General features: G+C 56.8%; 18 protein-coding genes. 9 read left to right on the forward strand and 9 right to left on the reverse strand.

Going from position 1 to position 24,359, the window contains the following annotated elements; translation table 11 throughout:
* Positions 1-19 precede the first annotated feature (19 nt).
* Complete coding sequence (locus OE750_RS10480) at positions 20-1,129, forward strand: polysaccharide biosynthesis/export family protein (protein WP_263764133.1); 1,110 nt, start codon at positions 20-22, stop codon at positions 1,127-1,129.
* 89 nt (positions 1,130-1,218) lie between these two features.
* On the opposite strand, the gene OE750_RS10485 is transcribed toward OE750_RS10480, so the two are convergent.
* The 3 genes from OE750_RS10485 to OE750_RS10495 form a co-directional block, all read right to left on the reverse strand.
* Positions 1,219-1,482, reverse strand: a complete 264-nt coding sequence (locus tag OE750_RS10485) for a glycine zipper 2TM domain-containing protein (protein ID WP_263764134.1) — start codon at positions 1,480-1,482, stop codon at positions 1,219-1,221.
* 121 nt (positions 1,483-1,603) lie between these two features.
* Complete coding sequence (locus OE750_RS10490) at positions 1,604-2,122, reverse strand: hypothetical protein (RefSeq protein WP_263764135.1); 519 nt, start codon at positions 2,120-2,122, stop codon at positions 1,604-1,606.
* A 218-nt stretch (positions 2,123-2,340) separates the two neighbouring features.
* Positions 2,341-3,267: a rhodanese-related sulfurtransferase gene (locus OE750_RS10495; RefSeq protein ID WP_263764136.1), complete on the reverse strand. Its 927-nt coding sequence runs from the start codon at positions 3,265-3,267 to the stop codon at positions 2,341-2,343.
* A 110-nt stretch (positions 3,268-3,377) separates the two neighbouring features.
* On the opposite strand from OE750_RS10495, the gene pncA reads away from it, so the two are divergent.
* From pncA to OE750_RS10515, 4 genes are all read left to right on the forward strand, one after another.
* Positions 3,378-3,977, forward strand: coding sequence for a bifunctional nicotinamidase/pyrazinamidase (pncA, locus tag OE750_RS10500; protein WP_263764137.1), 600 nt, complete (start codon positions 3,378-3,380; stop codon positions 3,975-3,977).
* 102 nt (positions 3,978-4,079) lie between these two features.
* Positions 4,080-6,302: an ATP-binding protein gene (locus OE750_RS10505; protein ID WP_263764138.1), complete on the forward strand. Its 2,223-nt coding sequence runs from the start codon at positions 4,080-4,082 to the stop codon at positions 6,300-6,302.
* 76 nt (positions 6,303-6,378) lie between these two features.
* A complete protein-coding gene (gene pncB / locus OE750_RS10510; RefSeq protein ID WP_263764139.1) occupies positions 6,379-7,671 on the forward strand; it encodes a nicotinate phosphoribosyltransferase in 1,293 nt (430 codons plus the stop codon).
* 129 nt (positions 7,672-7,800) lie between these two features.
* Complete coding sequence (locus OE750_RS10515) at positions 7,801-8,733, forward strand: SIR2 family protein (protein ID WP_263764140.1); 933 nt, start codon at positions 7,801-7,803, stop codon at positions 8,731-8,733.
* 16 nt (positions 8,734-8,749) lie between these two features.
* Here the strand turns inward: OE750_RS10515 and arfB are convergent, their stop codons facing one another.
* The 5 genes from arfB to OE750_RS10540 form a co-directional block, all read right to left on the reverse strand.
* Positions 8,750-9,175, reverse strand: a complete 426-nt coding sequence (arfB, locus tag OE750_RS10520; protein ID WP_263764141.1) for an alternative ribosome rescue aminoacyl-tRNA hydrolase ArfB — start codon at positions 9,173-9,175, stop codon at positions 8,750-8,752.
* A 298-nt stretch (positions 9,176-9,473) separates the two neighbouring features.
* Positions 9,474-10,106 carry a queuosine precursor transporter gene (locus OE750_RS10525; protein WP_263764142.1) on the reverse strand — a complete coding sequence of 211 codons (633 nt, stop codon included), beginning with the start codon at positions 10,104-10,106 and terminating at the stop codon, positions 9,474-9,476.
* An 80-nt stretch (positions 10,107-10,186) separates the two neighbouring features.
* On the reverse strand, positions 10,187-11,050 hold the full coding sequence (locus tag OE750_RS10530) for an esterase-like activity of phytase family protein (RefSeq protein ID WP_263764143.1): 864 nt from the start codon (positions 11,048-11,050) through the stop codon (positions 10,187-10,189).
* Entirely contained in the window at positions 11,023-11,940 is a 918-nt protein-coding gene (mepA, locus tag OE750_RS10535; protein ID WP_263764262.1) for a penicillin-insensitive murein endopeptidase, read from the reverse strand. The genes OE750_RS10530 and mepA overlap by 28 nt, the downstream gene beginning before the upstream one ends.
* Complete coding sequence (locus OE750_RS10540; protein ID WP_263764144.1) at positions 11,940-13,316, reverse strand: MFS transporter; 1,377 nt, start codon at positions 13,314-13,316, stop codon at positions 11,940-11,942. The genes mepA and OE750_RS10540 overlap by 1 nt, the downstream gene beginning before the upstream one ends.
* Before the next feature lie 138 nt (positions 13,317-13,454).
* On the opposite strand from OE750_RS10540, the gene OE750_RS10545 reads away from it, so the two are divergent.
* The 3 genes from OE750_RS10545 (at position 13,455) to yaaA (ending at position 16,602) form a co-directional block, all read left to right on the forward strand.
* Positions 13,455-13,730, forward strand: a complete 276-nt coding sequence (locus OE750_RS10545) for a YggT family protein (protein WP_263764145.1) — start codon at positions 13,455-13,457, stop codon at positions 13,728-13,730.
* Positions 13,731-13,797: 67 nt separating this feature from the next.
* Complete coding sequence (gene recQ, locus OE750_RS10550; RefSeq protein ID WP_263764146.1) at positions 13,798-15,843, forward strand: DNA helicase RecQ; 2,046 nt, start codon at positions 13,798-13,800, stop codon at positions 15,841-15,843.
* 3 nt (positions 15,844-15,846) lie between these two features.
* A complete protein-coding gene (yaaA, locus tag OE750_RS10555; RefSeq protein ID WP_263764147.1) occupies positions 15,847-16,602 on the forward strand; it encodes a peroxide stress protein YaaA in 756 nt (251 codons plus the stop codon).
* Here yaaA and OE750_RS10560 read toward each other — a convergent pair.
* Positions 16,599-18,779 (reverse strand): ATP-binding protein, encoded by a 2,181-nt coding sequence (locus tag OE750_RS10560; RefSeq protein WP_263764148.1) that lies wholly within the window; start codon positions 18,777-18,779, stop codon positions 16,599-16,601. The two genes, yaaA and OE750_RS10560, sit on opposite strands and share 4 nt — an antisense overlap.
* A 147-nt stretch (positions 18,780-18,926) precedes the next feature.
* Between OE750_RS10560 and OE750_RS10565 the strand changes: the two genes are divergently transcribed.
* Positions 18,927-24,353, forward strand: coding sequence for an alpha-2-macroglobulin family protein (locus OE750_RS10565; protein ID WP_263764149.1), 5,427 nt, complete (start codon positions 18,927-18,929; stop codon positions 24,351-24,353).
* Positions 24,354-24,359 lie beyond the last annotated feature (6 nt).

Consider the following 24,359-nt stretch of genomic DNA (forward strand, 5'->3'; position numbering starts at 1 on the left):
TGTCTCTGGGGGGATACTCGTGCGCCTATTTATTCGCTGCTGCCTTGCGGCCATTCTTGCTTTGTCTCTCGCCGCTTGCTCGTTGCCACGCGGCGCTGCCCTGATGCAGGAAGTCGTGCATGAAAAAAAGACAGACACGCCCAGCTTTCAAGTGGTTGAAGTCACACGCGCCCAGCTTCCAAATCTGGCCCAATGGCCAGGCACCAGCAAAAGCACGCATTACCACTGGCCCACCAAGACAAGGGGCCCGAACAGCAACACAATCAACGCGGGCGACATCGTCGACCTTATCATCTGGGACAACAACGAAAACTCGCTGCTCGCGGGTCCGGGCCAAAAGTCAACCGAGATGCGCGGCCTCACCGTTTCCCCCTCTGGTGCGATCTTTGTGCCCTACCTCGACGAAGTCGTTGTCAGCGGTATGACACCCAACGACGCCCGCCGTAATATCCAGACTCTCCTCACCGAAATTTCGCCTTCCGCACAGGTGCAGCTCATGCTCACCGCCGGAACGCAAAACTCTGTGGACCTTGTCACAGGCGTTCCCTCACCGGGCACCTACCCGCTGCCAAACCGCAATTATTCAATCCTCAGCCTGATCTCGCAGGGTGGCGGCATCGACAGTTCACTACGGAACCCGCTTGTGCGCCTTATTCGCGGCTCCAAAATGTACAATATCCGCGCCGACAAGCTCTTCACCGAGCAGTCGCATAATATCGTCATGCATGGCGGTGATAAGGTTATGGTCCGCGAGGACGACCGTTACTTCACCGCTCTCGGCGCAACGGGCACCGAAGAGATCGTCTATTTCGATAAGGAAAACATCACCGCGATCGAAGCCTTGTCGATGCTCGGTGGTCTCTCGGATTCCCGCGCCAACCTCAAGGCTGTTCTGGTGCTGCGCGAGTATTCCGCCAAGCAGACCAGCACTAGCCCGGCTACTCCCGACCTGCCCTATGTTGTCTTCACCTTTGATCTGCGCAATGCCGATGGCCTCTTCGCCGCACGCAACTTCCAGATCCAGCCCGGTGACACAATCCTCGCCACAGAATCCGCCGTCAACGCCGTCCGCGCGCTCTTCGGCCTGATCGGTTCGGCCTTTGGTCTGGCCACATCTGTGAGCGACTAGGCAACACCTTTCCAAATGTAAAACACCGCAGCGAACAAGCTGCGGTGTTTTACATTCATAATTATGTTCTCAGATCAAGCCGGACCCGATCAAGACGGGCAAGCAGCAACATAGCGTTGGCCGTTAGGGTATTGGTAAACACAGTCGCCGGGCGTGTTGGCCCTGCCGATCATGTTTCCGGCAACCGCACCGGCAACACCGCCGATGATAGCCCCTTTGGCCCTGTCATCAGAACTCGACACAGCCGTGCCGATCACAGCTCCGGTCAAAGCGCCTGCGGCTGTGCTCTGGTCGGTTGTTTCACAAGCCCCAAGAGCAGCAACAAGCGGTATGGTCAGAAATAGTTTGTACATTTTCGAATCCCCTTCTGGTGGTGGATAATCGTGAATACAGGCTGGCACATTATCGTCCGAGGGTAATAGCTGATAAGTGCCAGCCACTCCAAATGAGCGCCGTTTGGCCCATCCGCAGTCGTTACATGTTGTTCAGGTTTTCAACGACTTGGTCGGCAAAAGCGTTGATCAGGGCGTTGTAGAAATCGCCCTCACTCGGCGGAATACGGACAACACCTTCTCGTGCGGGCGCTTCTTCACTGAACGCCTCAAGCTTGACAGGATAGCTCGTTAGAAGCTCGCCTGTCTCACCCGTGCTTTCACTCGCTCCACCCGGCTTCATACCATAGACCTGCACAACACCTTCCATCTGGTTGAATTCGCCGTTGTTCGGCAAAACATAAAGGCCGTCCAGCTTCACTTCATCCAAAGACACGTCGACCCGGTAGGCATCGTCGTCTTCACTCGCTTCCACCCTGCTGGCAATAGCGGCCCGTAGGTCTTCGTTGATATCCGGCCAGTAGGTCAGCGCATCCGATTCCGCGATGGCGGCCAGATTGGCCTTCACTTCAACGTCCGAAACTTTGGGCATTTCAGCAAAACCCATGGTCGCGACAGCCGACAAGGCAAAAGCGCAAACGGTTGATTTAAGGATATTCATCTCGTTCTCCTCGTTTCTATTCTGCCGAATCCCTGAGGCAGCAAAGCGCTCATGAATGAATGCAGCAGTTACAGAATAGAAACTCAGCCGCCGAGAATTGGTTCCGATGATTTGAATTGAAGCTCCGTCGCACGGGGAAAACCTGCCAATCAGGAGCAGCCGCTACCCGGCCCGCGTTCCGTTCGGCACTGCCGCTTCAGACATCGCCAAAACAGGCGTCATCCCGCAGGTTCGATCGGCACATCAACCTTGATGTGCTGCACGCCACGTTCCGCTGCCAGCCGTATCTGCTTCTGACGCTCGCGAAAGCGGCCCTTATCCTCCTCCGTCGTCTCGCCAATGCACTGGTGGCAAGACACCCCCTGCTCCCACTCGGGGCGCAGTTTGTCTTCAGGCAAAACAGGGCGGCGGCAGGCATGGCAAAGCTCGTGTGGCCCCTCGCGCAAGCCATGGCCGACAGAGACGCGCCCGTCAAAAACAAAGCACTCCCCGTTCCACGTGCTCTCTGCCTCAGGCACCTTCTCAAGATACTTCAGAATGCCGCCCTTCAGGTGATACACATCCTCGATCCCCTGCCCGAGCAGATAGTTCGTTGATTTCTCACAGCGGATACCGCCCGTGCAAAACATCGCAATCCGCTTGTTGTGAAAGCGCTCTTTGTTTGCTTCCCACCAGGCAGGAAACTCGCGGAAGCTTGCTGTCTCAGGGTCAACCGCGCCCTCAAACGTGCCAATCGCAACCTCATAGTCGTTGCGCGTGTCAATCACGGCCACATCCTCGGCCAAAATCAAATCGTTCCAGTCCTCGGGCTCCACATAGTTGCCCACATGTGCGCGCGGGTCCACATCGGGCTGCCCCATGGTGACAATCTCTTTCTTGAGCTTCACCTTCATCCGCGCAAACGGCTGGTGCGCCGCCGTGCTTTCTTTCCACTCCAGCGTGGCACATCCGGGCAGTGCACGGATATAGGCCAGCACCGTGTCAAGCCCCGCGCGGTGGCCCGCAATCGTCCCGTTAATCCCCTCTCGCGCAATCAGAAGCGAGCCCGAAATACCGTTCTTGCGGCAAACGTCTTGCAGCGGCCCCTGCATCGCGGCGGGGTCTTCAAACGGAGTAAAATGATAGAGTGCAGCAAGTATAAACATGGTCTCGGCCTAGTTGGGAATCGCGGTTTCGAAAAAGCTTTTACACTTGAGTTCGCCCCGACGCACCCCTACCCATTGTCGCAGAGCATTTTTTGCAAAGGAGTCGCCCCATGGCCGATACAGCCCTCCTCGTCATTGATATGCAGAACGATTTCTGCCCGAACGGCGCACTCGCCGTTCAGGGTGGCGATGAAATCATCGAAGGCATCAACGCACTGATGGATGAACACAACTGCATCGTTCTCACGCAAGACTGGCACACGGCAGGCCACTCCTCTTTCGCATCTTCTCACGCAGGCAAATCACCCTATGAGCTCGTCGAAATGCCCTACGGCCCGCAGGTTCTCTGGCCCGATCACTGCGTCATGGGGTCCAAAGGAGCCGCCTTTCACCCTGATCTTCGCACAGACGCGGCTCAAATGATCGTGCGCAAAGGCTTCCGCACAGAGATAGATAGCTATTCGGCCTTCTTTGAAAACGATCAGACAACAGCCACAGGCTTGCACGGATACCTGCAAGAGCGCGGCGTTAAAAACCTCGTGCTCACAGGCCTCGCAACAGACTTCTGCGTTGCTTATTCCGCTCTTGATGCCGCCCGCCTTGGCTACAAAGTCGAACTGCGCGAAAGCCTCTGCCGCGCGATTGATCTTGACGGCTCGCTCAAAGCCGCCAAAGCCGGAATGCTTGAGGCTGGCGTCACAATAGCCTGAATACGCCTAAAATTCTGTGCAAATAGGCGGCGCCGTTACCTGTTCTTTAAACGTAAAAGACTAGCTCTTGCCTCATACGGGTGAGCAAGGGTGCAAGCGGCAATGCCGGCAGACGATCTCGAGTTTGAACAAATGTTAACGGAGTTTGAAGCGCGGCACAGCCCCGAAGGCCTGCTTGAGCGCTACGCGCGTCAAAGGCCCGCCTACTTCTGGTTCCGCCAGGTCTTCGCCCTTGGCGGCGCGGCGGTCTTGTTCCTTACAGGGCATCCGCAAGCAGGGTTGCTTGCTCTCGGCACATTGGTCTTCGGTGATCTGGTTGATTGTGCTTTCCTCTCGACAGTGCCACGCAAGCTTGCAAAAGGCGTGCCTCACAAACAGCTCTACTGGCTCACAACCCTCACAGCACTTATCCAGTCCCTCACATCACTGGCACTTATCATCTTGCCAACGGCCCTTGGCAGCCCATCGGCAACTCTCGCTTTCACGATGGCTTTCATCGCTGGCGCGGGCGTTAATGCTAGCTATCTGCTCAGCTTCCACCCCGCCGCAACCATTGTCAGGTTAGCAACGCTGTTCGCCAGCGGTATCGGCATACTTGCCTATGTTGTCTGGCAGCGTCACATCAGCCACGAAGCCCAGCTTTACAGCTTTTTCGCCTTTTTCATGATCCTCTTCCTCATCTACACGTTCCTGCAATATTCACGCCGCGGCTTTGCCCACAAAACCAAAAGCGCGCGCCGCCTGCTTGAGCAAAGCCGCAAGCTCGCCTTGGCCAACAAGGTGTTGCATGAACAGGAAAGCGAAGTGCGCCGCCTCGCGCTTGTCGCCCAGCACGCCAACGACAGTGTCTTTGTCTCCGACTCTTCAGGCCGTATCCTTTGGGTCAACAACGCTTTCACGCGGCTCACAGGCTATAGCGCTCGCGAGGCCATAGGCGCCTTTCCGGCCGCTTTGCTCAACGGCCCCGCAACCGATGCAGCAACAAACAATGCCATCATCTCGGCAATCAAGGCAGGAAAACCCCTGCGCACCGAAATTCTTAATACCTGTAAAGACGGCTCCACGATCTGGGTCGATACAAATCAGGTTCCCGTGCTCGCTGCTGACGGCTCTGTCGAAATGTTTATCGCGATCGAGCGCGATGTTTCGGCCAGAAAGAAACACGCCAAAGAGCTCGCAGCAGCGAAGCGCTCAGCCGAAGAGGGCGAACGCACCAAGGCACAGTTTCTGGCCACCATGAGTCATGAAATCCGCACGCCCATGAACGGCATCATCGGCATGGCCGATCTGTTGCGCGATGCGGGCCTGTCCAAAGAACAGCGCAGCTATGTCGAGACAATCCGCTATTCTGCCGAAGCGCTCATGCGGATCATCAATGACATCCTCGATTTCTCCAAACTCGATGCAGGCAAATCCATCATTTGCCCGGTTGATTTCGATCTGCTCGGCTGCGTCGAGAGTGCTCTTTCCATCCTGCGCCCCAAAGCGCTTGAGAAGGAAATTTTCGTTGATCTCAACTGCCACACGCCGCTGCCGGCCCTCCTGCACGGCGATGACGGGCGCATCCGCCAGATCATCATCAACATTGTCGGCAACGCCATCAAATTCACCCGTGCGGGTGGCGTGACGATTGATCTTTCCTGCACCACAACAGCCGCAGGTCACACCGTCACCCTCGCAGTCACCGACACAGGCATCGGAATCCCCGCCGACAGGATCGACCAAATCTTCGATCAGTTCAGTCAGGCCGACGGCGAGATCACCCGCCAATACGGCGGCACAGGCTTAGGCCTCACCATCTCGCGCATCCTCGCCCATGAAATGAACGGCGATATCACAATCCGCTCCCGCCTCGGCGAGGGGTCGACTTTCACCATAACTCTCATGCTCGATCATGCTCTTGCAGATGCCGCGCAATCTCCTTCAAAAAGCCCCAAAACGGATGCCGTCAAAGCCGTCAAGCTGCCGGGCGTGAAAGCCCTCGTCGCCGAAGACAACATGACCAACCAGCTCCTGATGAAATCCTATCTCAAAGACACCGAAATGAACGTGCTCTTCGCCGGCAACGGCCACGAGGCCGTCCGCCTCGCCCGCCGTCACGCCCCCCGCGTGATCTTCATGGATATGTCCATGCCCGGGATGGACGGCCTAAGCGCCACCCGCAAAATCCGCGCCGACACATCCATCACCCAGCCGACAATCGTCGCGCTCACAGCCAATGTCTACGCCTCCGACAAGGCCGCCTGCCTCTCCGCAGGAATGGACGGCTTCCTCTCCAAACCCCTCAAACGCGCCGAGCTCATGGGCTGGCTCAACCAGATCTGAGCACATCTTTCAGGGCTTGAACCCCCGCGCCCCGCGCCGCATTGTGGCCGCAACTTTTTTGCAAGGGGGCTTGCCCATGGACATCGCCACACGCGTCTGGAATCACAAATGGAAGATCGACCCGATCGTCCGCTCGCTGATCGACAACGACTTTTACAAACTGCTCATGTGCCAGTCGGTCTTCCGCAACAAACCCGACGCGACAGTGCGCTTCTCGCTCATCAACCGCGCAAAAGATGTCCCCCTCGCAAAGCTCATCGACGAAGGCGAGTTGCGCGAACAACTCGACCATATCCGCTCCCTCTCCCTCACCCGCGGCGAAAGCACTTACCTTCGCGGCAACACCTTCTACGGCAAACGCCAGATGTTCCGCCCCGACTTCATGGAATGGTTCGAAAACCTGCGCCTCCCGCCCTACGAACTCACCCGCGTGGGCGACCAATACGAACTCACCTTCGAGGGCAAATGGCCCGAAGTCATGCTCTGGGAAATCCCCGCGCTCGCCGTGCTGATGGAACTGCGCTCCCGTGCCGTCCTCGCCGAAATGGGCAAATTCGAGCTGCAAGTCCTCTACGCCCGCGCCACCACCAAACTCTGGGAAAAGATCGAGCGCCTGCGCACGGCCCCCGGCCTCAAACTGGCCGATTTCGGCACCCGCCGCCGCCACTCCTACCTCTGGCAGGACTGGTGCGTGCAAGCCATGCTCGAAGGCCTCGGCGAAGACACATTCGTCGGCACATCCAATGTCCACATCGCCATGCGCCGCGATATCGAGGCGATAGGCACAAACGCCCACGAGCTGCCCATGGTCTACTCCGCCTTGGCGCAATCCGATGAAGAGCTGCGCCAGGCCCCCTACGATGTGCTGTCCGACTGGCACGAGGAACACGACGGCAACCTGCGCATCATCCTGCCCGACACCTACGGAACCCAAGGCTTCCTTGACAACGCCCCCGACTGGCTCGCTGGATGGACAGGCATCCGGATCGATAGCGGTGACCCGGCAACAGCCGCCGAAACCGCCATCAACTGGTGGAAATCCCGCGGCGAAGACCCGACCCAAAAACTGGTCATCTTCTCCGATGGTCTGGACGTCGAGAAAATCATCGAACTCCACAACCAGTTCTCAGGCCGCGTCCGCCCGTCCTTCGGCTGGGGCACCCTGATGACAAACGACTTCCGAGGCCTCACCAAAGGCGACGCCCTCGCGCCGTTCAGCATGGTCTGCAAAGCCGTCTCGGCCAACGGCTCCCCCACGGTTAAGTTGTCCGACAACCCCCGCAAAGCCATGGGGCCAGCTGCAGAGATTGAACGGTATAAACGGGTATTCGGGGTTGGAGAGCAGGATGTGATGGAGGTTGTGGTTTAACTCTGCTTTCAATATTATTTACAACCTAAGGTGTTTTTCTGAGGTGGTATAATATTGCGAAAGCTTGTAATTTTTGGAAATGGCTTAGGCCGCTCTCTAGACAACGATTTTTTTCAACTCTCGAACGCAATGTCTGCGACGTGGAATAACGAAGAGACACTGACTATTGCTGAAAAAAAGCTAATTGCCTCTTCGATGGAAGGGGTAGAAGAAGCCAATGGACCCAATACAGAGGATGAACTTCTTGGTGCGCAGCTAGCGCTAATGGCCTGTGAGATACTACAACATGCCGTAAACGACGAAAGTTTGGAGCATTGGCTGACTGAGGACGCTATGGGTTACCCGCGGGCCCTGCAGAGATATACTTATGAAATCGCTAAGTACTTCCATACTGTTCCAGAAGCGGTCACTAACTGTGAAAGGTGGCGCGACTTTATCGAAAGCTTTGTGGAATTTGTCTGGGAAACAAAGAGTCACATAGCCACTCTCAACTACGACACTTTGTTGTATGGGCCCTTTAACGACGGCGTCGTAGTTGATGGCGTAACTAAACGCCTTTGCAGTGGGTTTAACGGTGTACTACTTGATGGCTATACAAATGGGCTTGGCTTCGACAAGGAAAACCTTCTCCGACACAACATCGCCAACAAAGCGTTCTATATGCACCTCCATGGCTCTCCTCTTTTCGTAGATGGAAACAATGGCCAAGCTAGGAAATTAACCAGACACGAATTAGAGATAAATGGGGGAGATAGTCGAAGTCATATTGTTTTAACTCATGGCCAAATGAAGCCTACAGTTATTGCTAGCTCGCCCGTTTTACGGATGTACTGGGATAAACTCCCGCTTGCGCTTGAAGAAGCGGAAGAGATCATTGTTTTTGGCTACTCTGGCGCCGATGAACACTTGAACAAGCTGGTTAAAGAGCACCGCAAGGAAACTCCCCTAAAAGTTATTGAACGCCGTCACGACGAGGACCGTGCGAATTACTGGAGCACACGATTGGGAGCGAACGCCGAAGTTATTCCAATGGACGACATACTATCTTTTAGAAATTGGTAGTTTCGTATAGCAGCCCTCACTCCTCTCCCGTCACCTTCCCCCGCAGCGCCTTCACATCGCCGCGCACTTTCTTCGCCTTGATCCGCCGTTGCTTGCTCCCATAGGTCGGCTTCGTCGCGATCCGTCGTTTGGGTTTCACAAGCGCGGCCCGTATCAGCTCAATCAATCGCTCCCGCGCAATCTCGCGGTTCCTTGCCTGCGAGCGGGTGTCTTCCACCTGAAGCACAAGCGCGCCCTCTTTTGTCCAGCGTCGGCCCGCGAGCTTCCTCAGCCGCGTCTTCACGGGCGCGGGCAGGTTGGGCGAGCGTTCGGCCTCGAACCGCAGTTCGACAGCCGTCGAAACTTTATTTACATTTTGTCCGCCGGGGCCGCTGGAACGCACAAAAACCTCGGAAATCTCCCAGTCTTCGATCTGAATGTCATCTGAAATGGTTAACGGCATTTTTTCATTTTGGCGGTGCACGCTTTGTGCACGGGTTGTGCACGCATATCACCCCCCCTGTTTTCGGGATTTGAGTCGACAAGTTAAAGGGCCGTTCGATCCTGTCAAACGGCCCCCGAGATTTTAGGAGGTGGGCTGGTTAGGGCGCACCAATTCGTGGTTATTCGAAACTAGGGGCTGCCCTAAATTCGCGTCTCCCGAACTGTCCCAAGACCATTCTCCGGTTTCCCATTAGACACTAGAGCACCTCCTTTCAGCTATTTAAGATAGCTTCAGACTGGCACAGAGAGCGCATATGTCAAACAAAATGTTGTGTATTTTTTGTAACGCGCCCCACGATGATGCGAAATGGCACAAGTGCAAGCAGCGCAAGCCCGATTTTTACGCACCAGTCGGCAACAGCGAGCGAAACCCAGAGCGGCGCTTGCGGGCCCACGCCCAGAAGCGGCAAAATCTCTCCCGCCCAGGATACATCATTTGACGGTTCGATAAAGCCGAGAGCGCCCGAGAAAGCGATTGTAAAGAAAATCGCGCTGTCGACACTCGCGCCCAAAAACGTCGAAACAAGCGGCGCGCGCCACCATTTTCCAGCCCTTAACGCATCGAACGCTGCGACATCAAGCAGCTGCGCCACAAGGAAAGCAAGGCCCGAACCAAGGGCAATCCGCAGTGTCACCAGCGGGCCGAACTCGCCCATGATCTGCGTGCCGATGAACGAGCAAATGACGCCCACAACAAAGCCCGCAAGCACGATTTTACGAGCAATTACAGGGCCGTAGATGCGGTTGGTCACATCGGTCACAAGGAACGCCAGAGGATAGGTAAACGCCCCCCAAGTGAGCCATTGCCCGAAGAGAAACTGAACAAGAATATTGGAGGCCACTACGATGGCAGCCATGGCGAGAACGCCAGGAAGATAAGTGCGGGTCATGTGTTATTCCGTTTTCACAAGGTTGCGGAGACTTGGCCTGAAACCAGACACCCCGCACCTACCCCCCAAAGCCCTTTATTTCAAGGGGTTTTTAGGCGGTATCGAACAATTTCGCTGGCTTGGATCGGCAGGAAATTATTGTCACTGACCATCTCGATAAAGCGCTCGCCCCCTTCCTCAAACACCGCAATCCCCTCCAGGTTCCCGTGCCTCCCGAACCGCGTTTGCAGCAATATTTCCTCACCCACAGGCTCACCTCCCCGCCAGTCAAATCGCCTGATCCGCGAGCGGAACCCGCTCAGAAGATAGTCGCGCTCCAGCACATATAGCCTCCCGTCTGGCCCGAAATCCGCCCCCACAGGCAGAAAGGCTCCATGGCGGGGAATGCTGGTTCTCCGCCAAGCTGCTCCCTCAAAAACAAACACAGGATATGGCCGCGTACTGGCTCCCGAGCGCTCGGAAATAGCCACCAACTCGCCCGTAGGGCCTACGGCCAGCGCCTCAAGGCCAGAGTTGCTTCCGAGGCGTGCAAAGCTTTCCGCCAATGGCGGCACGTCGTCCAGCATTACGCCGGACAAACTGTCATACAAAGCGACGCGATGCTTACCCTCAAAAGAAATGGCCACCGCACCGTTTCCCAGCACCGCGAGCCCTTCGGAATCGCGATATTTGGGGGCCAGAGGCTTGCCGTTTTGACCCCGCAAAACCACACCCGAAATCACCCCGTCGCTTGCGGTATAGAGATACCCGCGGTCAGTGAGCAAATAACGCGCCTGACCATCGGTATCATACCCCGAAAGCCCGCCGAAATTCTCATCATCAAATGCTTCAAAAGCCGCAGTTGCTCTAACAAAATCTACTCCGTTAGAACTTCCCGATTGCCAATACCAACCGCCAACTGCGGTAAATATCGCGCCTAGCGCGACTGCAAAACGCCAACGCATTGATTGGGCAAATCAGCGAGAGTATATTCGCGACGCGGTGCAGCAGGCTTGGCATTGGGGTCTGGGGGCGGCGGATTAAGGATATTGTTCACCCAGGTTTGCGCATCACCACAACCGTCTCCTGCGGGCGGAGCCGCTTGGTTAACGCAGCCGCGCGTGCCTTGCGGGCAGTTCAGGCGCACATGGAAATGATAGTGATGTCCCCACCATGGCCGCACTTTGCGAAGCCAGCTTTTATCGCCCTTCTCCTCGTTGCACATGCGCACTTTCGCCCCCGGAAACACAAAGATACGCGAAACGCGCGGGTCTTTTGCGGCGGCCTTCATAATCTCCATGTGCTGGCGCGTGTAGTTGTCGTTTGTATAAGCTCCATTGGATCGGCGCAGCGAAATTGAGGAGAGGTTTTCGCGCTCCTTTGCGCTCAGATTCAACCGCTTGGGTGCAAGCATCCAAATGTCAGCATCAAGCCCGATCTGGTGGCTGCGGTGGCCAGAAAGCATTGGCCCGCCACGCGGCTGGCTCATATCACCCACATAAAGCCCCTCCCAACCAGGTTGGGTTGCGGCAAAGCGCGAGAGGTTTTGCACAAAATCGACGAGCTCGGGGTGCCCCCAATTGCGGTTGCGTGAGAGACGCATCGCCTGCCATGTCGGCCCCGTTTCGGCCAACTGCACACCGCCCGCCAGGCAGCCTTTGGCATAGCTGCCATAGGCCGCCGAAGATTGGCTCGATGCGCCCGGCATGGCACCAAAGAGTTGTTTGGCGAGCTTCCCCTGCATGCTCGCAGGAACAACCGCCGCACTTTTTGTGCTTACGGTTTCTTCAGACTTTCCGTCTCCACATGCCGCCAAGGCGGCGAGGGCACATACAAAAAATACCTTTTTTACGATCAACTTCTGTCTCCTTCGGGCTTGACCCATCGTAACAAAATCAGACCAATAAGAAAGAGCCCAATCACGGGCGATACCCCCAGGCGCGCACTTCCGCTTAGCATTGTTGCCAGTCCGATTAGGGTTGGCGCGAGAAAAGCTGTAGCCCGGCCCGTAAGGCCGTAGAGGCCAAAACTTTCCGTTGGCGCTTCTGGTTTGGCATGCCGTACCATCAAGGTCCGCGAGGCCGCCTGAAGCGTACCGCCAAGCCCTCCGATAAAGACCCCGCAGATCAGGAAAATGATGTCAGGCATGTTTGACCCCTCGGCCAAAGGCAGGCCAAAAAACATCTCACGTGACATCGACACGATGATGACGCAAACTCCAATCAAAAGCCAGATCGCCGTGATAATTACAGGTTTCGGCCCAAAACGGCGGTCAAATTTTCCGCCAAGCCAGCTGAACAGTGCAGCCGAAAGAGCCCCGATAATCCCGAATACGCCAATCTGCGTGACCTCCCAGTTGAGAACAAGCGCGGCATAAACCCCACCAAAGCTGTAAAGCCCGTTCAGGGCATCGCGGTAAAACATCGAAGAGCCGAGATAAGCCGCCAGCGAGGTATTGTGCTTCAACCCGCGCAGCGAGCGCCCGAGAGATGCCAGCGCAGCAGACACACTTGCACGCGACTTTCCCGCAACTGGAGCATCCCGCACCCAGAGAAAATAAGGGATCATGAACACTGCAAACCAAATGGCGGTGAGCGGCCCAACAAACCGCGTTCCTTCGCGCGCCTCGGCATCAAATCCGAAAGCTGGGTCCAAGCCGATAAGCGTTTTGCCGTTGGATTGCTCAACAAAGAGCAAGAGCATAATCGCCAGAGCAACAAGCCCGCCAATGTAACCAAACGCGAAGCCAGAGCCGGAAATCTCGCCTGTGCCTTTGTCGCTGACCAGCGAGGGAAGCTGTGAATTGATAAAAATCAGCGCCCATTCGGCGCCTATAAAACCGATGCCGAATGCAACCAATCCCCACCAGAGATTGGAGCCATCAGGCAGCATATACCAAAGTCCGAAAGCCCCGATGACATAAAGAACCGAGAAGGCAAAAACCCAAGGCACGCGCCGTCCCGAGCTATCGGCCAATGCACCAAGAAATGGCGCGCCGAGCCCGATGAACAACCCGATGATCCCAAGTCCGAAAGACCACATGCTCTGCGCCTGTGCATCTGCGGCTTGTTCGCTCATCCCTGTGCCCAAAAAGTGCTGCGCAGCCACACTGGCAAAAAACGGGCCGAAGATGAACGTCACCAACAGGGTATGATAGGGCTGACTGGCCCAATCAAAGAAATACCAACCCCAAATACGCTTGCGCGCTGAAATCACTTTACCAGTTGTCATGCTGCCCCCAACCCTTTTGAGGTGACTAGACATGGAAAGCCGCGCTGACGCAAGAAATTGTGAGCAATTTGGCCCAAGCCTTGCCCTTTTCGAGTCGCCCCCCTAGGTAACAGGGGCATATCCGGAAAGGCGCGCTACATGGCACTTATTCAAACGCTTCAACTCATTCTAAACGTGGCGTTCACGCTGCTGCTGGTTCATGTGATCATGAGTTGGCTGATCAACTTTCAAGTGCTTAATTTGGGGCAACCTCTTGTCGCACAAATATGGCAAGGACTGAACCGGCTGTTTGAGCCGGTCTTCCGGCCTGTTCGCAATATTTTGCCCAACACACACCCGCTCGATCTTGCTCCGCTTGTGGTGTTTATCATCATCATCGCTCTGCGTGACTATTTCCTGCCCAGCCTTTACTGAGCACGCCTTGCCAGCCCTGCGCCCGTATGGGAAACAGGGGCAAAGAGCAGCAAGAGATAACAGGTAAATGGCTTCGGCAAATGCGCTTCTAAAGTCCGTTTTCGGCTTTGATGCTTTCCGCCCCGGGCAGGAAGAGATCGTGCGCGCCGTTGCTGCGGGTGAAAATGTTCTTGCCATCATGCCCACAGGCGGCGGCAAATCGCTGTGCTATCAACTGCCCGCACTCATGGGCGAGGGCCTCACCCTTGTCATCTCACCGCTCATTGCCCTCATGCGCGATCAGGTTGCGGCCTTGCAAAACGCAGGGGTCGCCGCCGGCGCGCTCACCTCTGCTGCCAGCGAAGAAGAAAACGATGCCGTGACACGCGCCGCGCGGGCCGGTAAATTAAGCTTGCTTTATCTCGCGCCAGAGCGGCTTTCATCAACGGTCACACGCAGCATTCTGCGCGATGCAAATGTCGCACGGATCGCCGTCGACGAGGCCCATTGCGTCAGCCAGTGGGGCCATGACTTTCGCCCCGATTATCTGCGCATCGGCGAATTGCAGCGCTACTTGGGGGTGCCGTTGGCAGCCTTCACTGCGACTGCCGACAAAGAAACCCAAGAAGAAATCACCACGCGCCTGTTTGGCGGCACACCGCCCCGCAGCTTTCTGCGCGGGTTTGACAGGCCCAATATCAGCCTCGCTTTCGAACCCAAAAACAAGCCGCGCCAACAAATCCTTGCCTATGTTGCTGCACGCCGTGGACAATGCGGGATTGTGTATTGCGCCACCCGAGCCAAAACCGAAGCGCTGGCCTCTGCCCTGCGTGATGAAGGCCACAACGCCTGCCACTATCATGGCGCGATGGACCCGGACGAACGCCGCTGTGTCGAGCACCGCTTCAACACCGAAGACGAACTGATCGTCGTGGCCACAATCGCCTTTGGGATGGGCGTGGACAAGCCCGACATCCGCTGGGTCGCCCACGCGGACCTGCCCAAATCGGTCGAAGGCTACTATCAGGAAATCGGCCGCGCAGGCCGCGATGGCGCGCGCGCGGAAACGCTCACGCTTTACGGCCCCGAAGACATCCGCCTGCGCCGCGCGCAAATTGATGAAAGCCTCGCCCCCGCCGACAGGCAGGAGGCCGACCATGGCCGCCTCAACGCACTTCTTGGCCTTGCCGAAGCAACAAGCTGCCGCCGTCAGCTACTGCTGGCTTATTTTGACGAGGCTTCCGAGCCTTGCGGCAACTGCGATCTTTGCGACAAACCACCAGAAACATTTGACGCAACCGAAGCCGCCCGCATGGCGCTTTCGGCCATCCTGCGCAGCGAAGAGCGCTTTGGCGCGGGTCAGATCATCGATATTCTGCTCGGGAAGATGACCGACAAGGTAGCCCAGTTCGGTCATGATGCCCTGCCCACATTCGGCGTGGGCAAAGCCTACAGCCCTGTGCAATGGCAGGCCATTTTACGGCAACTTATGGGCCACGATCTCATACGCCCCGATGCGCGCGCACATGGAGCACTCAAGGTCACCCGCAAGGCTCATCCTCTCCTCAAGGGGGAGGAAACACTGACGCTGCGCAAGGATCTTATCACAAAGGCAGCAGCCAACACGGGGCCGAAAATCAAGATGCTCGTATCCGAGGAAGACGCGCCACTCTTTTCTGCCCTCAAGGCCAAACGCCGCGCACTCGCAGAGGCTGCGGCATTACCCGCCTATATTGTTTTCAACGACCGCACGCTTGTTGAAATGGTCAAGCGCCGCCCCCAAACGCTGGACGAATTCGCAATGATCGCCGGTGTCGGGCAAAAGAAACTTGAAAAATACGGGCGCGAATTTCTCTCTGTTCTGGCAGAAGATGCGCCTAAAACGCACCCGATGCGCCGCAAGCTTGCCGGCAAGCCTGCTGGCAGCCTGTTTGACCAGCTTGCAGAAGCCCAGCTTCAACTGCAACGCGGCGCGTGTGGCACACAAAAACCGCTCAGTCTGACAAATTCCCAGCTCGCAAAGGTTGCGCAGACTAAACCACAGTCCTTAAATGCACTCGAACGGCTGATCGGCGACAAACGAACCGAGCGGTTTGGAAACACATTTATGGAACTGATGCATGGGAGTGCTTGATACATGTTGGTGGTGATATCTCCTGCGAAAAAACTGAACGAAGAGTCCAGCACGGAACTGCCCGTAAGCGAACCTGTTTTTGCGCAACGCGCCGAAGAATTGGCCAAAGAAGCCGCCAAGCTGACAGCCGGTGACCTCGCCAAGCTCATGCACCTGAGCGACAGCCTCGCCAAGCTCAACTATGACCGCTTCCAGAATTGGGCAGAAATGAAGCCGACACCCGCGGCGCTCATGTTCAACGGCGATACCTATTCCGGCCTTGAGGCATCGAGCCTTGAGGAAGAGGAAATGCTTTGGGCGACTGATCACCTGCGCATCCTGTCGGGGCTTTACGGCCTTTTACGCCCGCTTGACGCGATCAAGCCTTACCGCCTGGAGATGGGCTCGCGCATCAAGACGCCAAAGGGAAAGAACCTCTATGAATTCTGGGGCAGCGCGATCGCCGAGCAGATCAACTCCGAAGCCGCAGAAACCGGTGCGGAAATTCTGGTGAACTGTGCCAGTCAGGAATATTTCGGCGCAGTCGATACAAAGGCTCTGAAACTGCGCGTCGTTACCCCGATGTTTTATGAAGACAAACCGCAGGGGCCAAAGATTGTCAGTTTTTATGCCAAGAAAGCGCGTGGCGCGATGGCGCGTTATATCATTCAGCACCGCCTGGAAGATGCGGACAGCCTGAAAGAGTTTGATACAGGCGGCTATGCCTACGCGCCTGACCTCTCGGAACCAGACAAGCCCGCCTTTCTGCGTGCGGGTTAGGCCGCCGCTTCATCTGCAATCACCGGCACGGTATCATCAGGTTGATGCCCGCCTATTGCCGCATAAATTTCGGCTTTGCGCAAAGGCTTGGTGAGAAACTGGTCCATACCAGCGGCCATTATCTCTTCCTTGTCACTGCCCATGGCATGCGCCGTCAGCGCGATGATGGGTGTATGTGCACCGCTTTCAGCCTCTAAAGCCCTGATCGCGCGGGTTGCGTCCTTGCCGTCCATCTCGGGCATTGAAATGTCCATAAACACAAGGTCTGGTTCAAGGGATTGGTAAAGCTCCACCGCCTCCCGCCCATTGGCTGCAAAAGTCAGCTCGATGTCGAGCGCTTTCACCATTTTGCGAAACACGAGCTGATTGGTCTTGTTGTCCTCGGCAGCGAGCACACGCATCTTGCGCAACATAGGCTCTTCCAAAGCCGCGTGATTGGGCTCGGCAACGGCTTCCTGCACTTCCGGCTGAGTAACCTGCTTAGTGAACTTATCCAATAGCGCACGACGGGTGACAGGCTTTTGCACCTGATGCACATCAAGCACGCTATCGCCTTGCGGCTGATACCCACCCAGTTGCGCACTGAGGATTATCACACGCCCCGCAAAGCCGGCATCTGCCAAAGCAGGCAAAAGATCATATCCGACAAACTCGCTATCGGCCATGACAACAGACACCTCTGGCTTCAATGCGCCAAGCGCCTCTGGCACGGTCGCATAGCGCCGCACTTCAAAACCAAGCTTGGTCAGCTGTTTTTCAGTCAGCTCGGCCAGCGCATCGGACGGCTCAAGCAACAACACCTTGCCGCCAACAGCGCTAAACGTGTTTGCCTCGGGTTGTCCCTCCGTCGTCAGCTCCACCTTGAAGCCGAAGCTCGCACCAACGCCCATCTCGGAATCCACCCAGATTTCACCGCCCATCATGCCAATGAGTTTTTTGCTGATGGCAAGACCAAGCCCCGTGCCTTCATACGCACGACTCTGTGCATCATCGACCTGATTGAACTCGCCAAAAACATGGGCGAGCTTGTCCTCGGGAATGCCGATACCCGTATCTTCCACCGTCACGTGCAGACGGGTCTTGCGCGCCACAGCATCATAAACACCCACAACACGGACAAGCACATGGCCCTCGCTGGTGAACTTCACAGCATTGCCGATAAGGTTGGTCAGCACCTGACGGAGCCGCCCGACATCTCCGATAAACTGTGTCGGCAAGAAGAGATCATAATCCACGATGATCTGGATGTCCTTGCCTTGCAATGCCGGCTGCAACAGCATGACAACTTCGTGGATCGCGTTGTCAAAATCAAAGGGCGCATGCTGAAGCACCATTTTGTCGGCATCAAGCTTGGAGAAATCAAGCACATCATTAATGATCACCAATAGCGCTTCACCCGAATTCTTGATGGTTTTGGCGAAGAGTTCCTGTTCTTCGTCAAGCTCCGTCTCCATCAACAGCTCGGCCATTCCGACAACCCCGTTCATAGGCGTGCGGATTTCATGGCTCATGTTCGCGAGGAAAGCCGACTTGGCACGCGCAGCACTCTCGGCGCTGTCACGCGCTTTTCTCAGCTCGCGTTGGTAGTGGACCGTTTCGGTAATATTGAGTGCAAGGCTCACCACATCGCCGCCATGGCCCCGCTGGTCAATCAGCTTCACAAATTCACCGTTCCAAAGGCGGATTGTCTCTGGCTCGGGGTCCGTGCTTTGCCAGCGCTCAAGCATCCGCGCCCGCCACGCGGCAGGCGCCTGCCCTTCAAGATCAACGATACCTTCATCGGTGAGCAGCTGCAGCAAGGTGATGTAGCTCACGCCGGGCGCCACATCTTCAAGGCCGTCAAAGGCCCAGAGATAGGCTTTGTTGGCAATAATCATCTGGCTGTCAGCATTGAAAAAAGCAAAGCCGTCATTAATCGATTCAATCGAGAGCCAGAGCCTGCGCTCGGCGATCTCGATCTTTTTGTGCGCGATAGACAGGTCTGATTTAACGCGCTGGTTTTCATCGCGCACGTTTTGCACTTCGGCACGGGTTTCGACAATCTCGGCAGAGAGCTTCTTGGCATGCGCGCCAAGCTTCTGATTTGCGGCAAAAAGCTCGGCCTGTTTTTGCTCAAGCAAGCGTTCTGCCGCAAGGCGTGCGCGCCTTTCTTGCGTGAGCTTGTTTGCCAGGCTCATTCTGTCCTCCGCCATGCCGCATGTATTGCCAGCCAAAACTCGCACAAACATGGTGAAGATTAGTTTAATACCGCCACAATTATCGCGCAAAACATTGCGCAAATCGGGTGCCCCATGCCACCATGGGAGCGACTCATGGAGGGTTTCATGCAGAATTTAATCACAGCACTCATTATCACTCTGTTTTCGGCAACATTCGCAGCGGCACAAAGCAATTTACCCGACAGGCACATGACCGTCTTTGCCGATACTGATTTTGCAGGCAATGATCTTCAGCAGCTTTTTGACACCGATGAACCCTCCTGCCAGCGTGCCTGTATCGCGCTTAAGGCCTGCATCGGATATACCTACAACACCAAATCCAACGCCTGCTTCCCCAAATCAAGCGTGCGCGAGCATATCCCGTTCGAGGGGGCCAAATCGGTTGAAATGCGCAGCTTTGAGTCTGCTCAAATCGCCCGGGCCGAGACGCGTTCAGACGAACTTGGTTTTCTCCAGCGCTATGATCTTTCCAACGCCAAAAACTATGCAGAAAAATTGCCCGCCAAACACCCGAGCGCGCAATGGAGCGCGGACGCCATGCGCGAAGCGGCCTATGATCGCGAGGCAGCGGGCGATCTACTGTCTGCGTGGCGCTGGATGGGAGCAGCGACGGCACGCACCGATGCCGCGGAAGACTGGGCCGAGTATGCCCGTATGCTCGATCTCTACGAGCCGGCCAAACAGAGCGACAAACGGCGCTACACAAACGATGCATTTATGGCAGCGATCAACGCCCATTTGCGCGCAGAGTCGGCCGGGACACGCAGTGCAGCACTTCTGACCATGGCCAAAACACTGGAACAGATTGGCCGCGGCAGCGATATGATCCCCGCGCTCAAGCTGGCACAATCCCTTTCCAATGCACCCGAGATCACCGATTTGCTCGCCAATGCGCGCGCGAAATACGGTTTCCGCATCATCAACACCGAAGTCGATAATAAAACAGCCAGCCCCCGCATTTGCGCCGAGTTCAACGAAGAGCTTTCCAAATCCGAAGCTGACTTCGCGCGCTATCTTGCGCTTCCCGATCCGCGATTTGCAGTGCAAGCCGAAGGCCGGAAGCTCTGTGTTTCGGGCGTCGAGTTTGGGGCGCGCTACAACATCACGTTCCGCGCGGGCCTGCCCGCCGACAGCGGTGAGGGGCTAATCAAGGACACAAAGCAGAACTTTTATGTGCGCGACCGCTCACCAAGCGCGAGCTTCCCGGGGCGTGGATATGTGCTGCCGCTGGGTGGCGAGGCGAGCCTGCCCGTTGAGACTGTCAATGCAACCGAGCTTGACCTGACCCTGCGCCGCGTGAGTGATCGCAACCTTTTGCGCGCCATGCAGGACGGGCTCTTTGCACAACCGCTTTACCGCTATCAGGAAGAGCAGCTCGGCGGCGAAATTGGTGAGGAAATCTGGAGTGGTACGGGCCTTACAGACGGCGCGCTCAATCAGGACGTGACAACCCGCTTGCCCATTGGTGAAGCAATCATAGGTCAGCCAGCAGGCATCTATGTGCTCAGCGCTGCCGTGAAAGACGAAACCGACAGATACGGCTCAGTCGCGCAGCAGTGGTTTGTGCTCTCCGACATAGGCCTCAGCACGGCATCAGGCAATGACGGCCTTAACATCTTCACCAAAAGCTTGCAAACGGCCAAGCCGATGAGCGGCGCAAAGGTGCAGCTTGTCTCGCGCGCCAACCGCGTATTGGCGGAGGCTGTGACCGACGCGACAGGCGCGGCGCATTTCCCCTCCGAACTTATAGCAGGTAAAAGCGGCGCAGCCCCTGCAATGGTCCTGGCGCATAGCGGCGAGGAAGACATGGCTTTCCTATCGCTCACAGACCCCGCTTTCGACCTTTCCGACAGAGGCGTTTCAGGCCGCAATGCGCCCAAAGCTCTTGATCTTTTCCTCACAACAGACAGAGGCGCTTACCGCGCGGGCGAAACCGTTTTCGCCACAACTCTGGTGCGCGATACCAAGGCCAAAGCGCTCGAAGGCCTGCCGATTACGGCCGTTCTCTTGCGCCCTGATGGCGTCGAATACAGCCGCCAGCTGTCAACCGATGGCCAAGCAGGCGGGCATGTCTTTTCAATGCCCATCGCCACAACCGCACCGCGCGGAAGCTGGACTCTCGAAATGCGTAGCGAGGCCGATGGTGACGCACTCACCAGCACAACCTTCCTTGTCGAGGATTTCTTGCCCGAGCGGATCGACTTTGACATCGGCATCGCGGCGACAGAACTCAGCTTTGCGCAGCCGACAGAAGCAACGATTGAAGCGCGTTATCTCTTTGGTGCACCTGCCGCCGATCTCTCGGTTGAAGGGCGCATCCGTCTTTCGGCCAACCGCACGATCAAGGCTTATCCGGGCTTTCGCTTCGGGCCGCATAATGCGGGCTTCCGGTCCGTCTCCGATACGCTACCCTCTGTAAAAACAGATGCCGCAGGCATGGCAAATCTGCCCCTGAACCTGCCCGAAGCCGAGGCCGCAGGCCTACCTCTTGAAGCCAGCATTTCTGTGCAAATTTCCGAAGGTTCCGGCCGCCCTGTCGAGCGCAACGCAACACGCCCTGTGCACAGCGCAACGCCGCTCATTGGCTTGAAGCCACTCTTTGACGGAGTTGTCTCAGAAGGTACAGAAGCGGGCTATGATATCGTCGTGCTCGCCTCTGACCGCAGCCTGATGACAGGCAATGCACGCTGGACCCTGAACCGCCTGAACCGCCGCTACCAATGGTATGAGCAAAACGGCAACTGGAACTGGGAGCCGATTATCACACGCTCCAAGGTTGCCACAGGTCAGGTTGCATTGGACGGTGGCAAAGGCAGCGTAACAGCCCCCGTTGAATGGGGCGGCTACGAGCTTGTTATCGAGCTTGAAGGAGACACATATGTTGCCGCTTCCGAAGAGTTTGATGCTGGCTGGTATGGCGATGCAGGTGCAGTCAGCACGCCCGACACGCTGGAACTTTCACTCAACGCCGAAAGCTACACAATCGGCAACGAGGCGCAGCTTCGCGTACTCCCGCGCAGCGCCGGCACGGCGATGGTTCAGGTGATGTCAGACAGCCTGATCTCGACAGAAATGGTTGAACTCGCGGAGGGTGAAAACCTTATCCCCCTGCAAGTCACCGAGGCTTGGGGCGCAGGCGCTTACGTAACCGTCACGCACATCAGCCCGATGAACACGGGCGAAAGCTTCCTGCCCACACGCGCTATCGGCCTTGCCTATGCAAGCGTTGATCCTGCCGACAAAGCGCTAAGCGTCGAGCTGCTTTCACTTGAGCAAACCAAACCCCGCCAGCCGCTGAATGTGAGCATCAAAGCTGGCAATATCAAAGCTGGCGAAACAGCCTATATGACCCTCGCCGCCGTCGACGCGGGTATCCTAAACCTGACAGGGTTTGAGCCCCCAGCACCCAAAGAGCACTACTTTGGCAAACGCAAACTCGGCGTTGAACTGCGCGATATTTACGGGCGATTGATTGATGCTTCCAAGGGCAACCTCGGGCGCCTCCGCTCCGGCGGCGACGCTGGCGCAAGTGCGGGCCTTGAAGGTCCGCCGCCTACAGACGAGCTTGTGACCTTCTTCCAAGGCCCCGTCACCATCGGCGCTGACGGAACAGCCGATGTGACTTTTGATGTGCCCGAGTTCAACGGCACGCTCAGGCTTATGGCGGTTGTCTGGTCGCCCACGGGCGTTGGCGCGGCCAGCAAAGATGTGATCATCCGCGATCCTGTTGTGCTGAGCGCAAGCCTCCCCAACCACCTTTCACCAGACGACAGCAGCCAGCTCCGTCTTGAAATCACCCATGCTGACGGGCCGACAGGTGAAGTGAGCCTCGAGCTCGCCTCAAACGGTGCACGTTTTGACAAAACAAACCTGCCTGAGAGCTTCACCCTTGGCGAAGGCGAACGCGTGGCTTTCCTTGTGCCAATGACCGCAACAGATGAGGGCGATCACGAGATCACAATCACCCTCACAACACCCCCTGGCGACACTCTGGCCAAGTCTCTCACCCTTCCCGTGCGCAGGCTTGACCCTGAGGTTTCCACAACCCGCCGCCTTACGCTTGGCGCGGGACAAAGCCTTGCGCTGGACGCCAACCTCACTGAAGCCTATCGAGGCCAAAGCGCTCGTGCGCTTGTTTCGGCAGGGCCGATTGCGAAGTTTGATGTCGCGAGTCTTCTCTCAGAGCTTGACCGCTACCCATATGGCTGCACCGAGCAGCTCACCTCTGCTGCGATGCCCCTACTCTACTTCTCTTCCGTCACCGAAGGGCTGGGCCTGACCAGCCGTGGCAACGTGTCCGAACGGGTCGAAAAGGCAGTCGCGCGTATTCTCACGCGGCAGTCATCCTCTGGCAGCTTCGGCATGTGGTATCCGAGCTCGGGCGATCTCTGGCTCGATGCCTATGTCACCGATTTTCTCAGCCGTGCGCGTGCGGAAGGAATAGATGTGCCGGATCTGGCGTTCAAGAACGCTTTGGGTAACCTGACCAACCGTGTGAACAGCTACCCCGACTTTGACGAAGGTGGCGGCGGACTCGCCTATGCGCTCTACGTGCTGGCACGCGAGGGGCAAACCTCGGTTTCTGACCTGCGCTATTACGCCGATGTAAAAGCCGCCGCCTTTGACACGCCCATCGGCAAAGCCCAACTTGGCGCGGCGCTGGCCTATCACGGCGATCAGCTGCGCGCAGATGCGATGTTCACCAGCGCCGTTGGAGAACTGGCCAAAACAGCGGGCGATCAGAAATACACATGGCGCGACGATTACGGCACGCACCGCCGCGACACCGCCGCCGTGATTGCCCTTGGCCAGGAGGCAGGCAGCAAGGCAGTCAACCTCGCGGCCCTCGCTAATGAAATCGCAGGAGGTGCAAACCGCCGCTCGACACAAGAGATGGTCTGGACATTGCTCGCAGTCGACAAGCTTCTCGGCACAGCGCCCAGCATGGCGCTCAACGGCGCGGAGCTTGATCTGCCCGTTTTGCACATGAATGATGTGCAACTTACTGCAGGCCAAACCCTTACCAACACAGGCAATGAGGAGACAGACATAACCCTCACAACTTTCGGTGTGCCAAGCGTTGCGCCCGAGGCAGGGGGCTATGGCTACGCCATCGAGCGGACCTATTTCACGCTTGATGGCACGCCTTTCACCGATCTCAATGTCAAGGCAGGTGATCGGCTTGTAACCCACCTCAAAGTCATCCCGTTCGAGAAGGCTGCCGCGCGACTCATGATCAATGATCCGCTGCCAGCAGGCTTTGAGATAGACAATCCTAACCTCTTGCAAAGCGGTGATATCGGCGCACTTGGCTGGATGAAACCTTCACATGCGGAAAGCACCGAGTTCCGCTCCGAGCGTTTCCTTGCGGCGGTGAATGCGAGTGAAGGCCAATACGTTGAGCTGGCCTATATCGTCCGGGCCGTGACACCGGGCCGCTATCATCATGCCCCCGCCACGGTGGAAGACATGTATCGCCCGATCTACCGCGCCAACACGGGCGCAGGCGAGGTGACGGTATCGGCCGACTGATCCGCC

Source organism: Lentibacter sp. XHP0401 (assembly GCF_025751535.1).
In the GTDB taxonomy this organism is placed as follows: domain Bacteria; phylum Pseudomonadota; class Alphaproteobacteria; order Rhodobacterales; family Rhodobacteraceae; genus Lentibacter.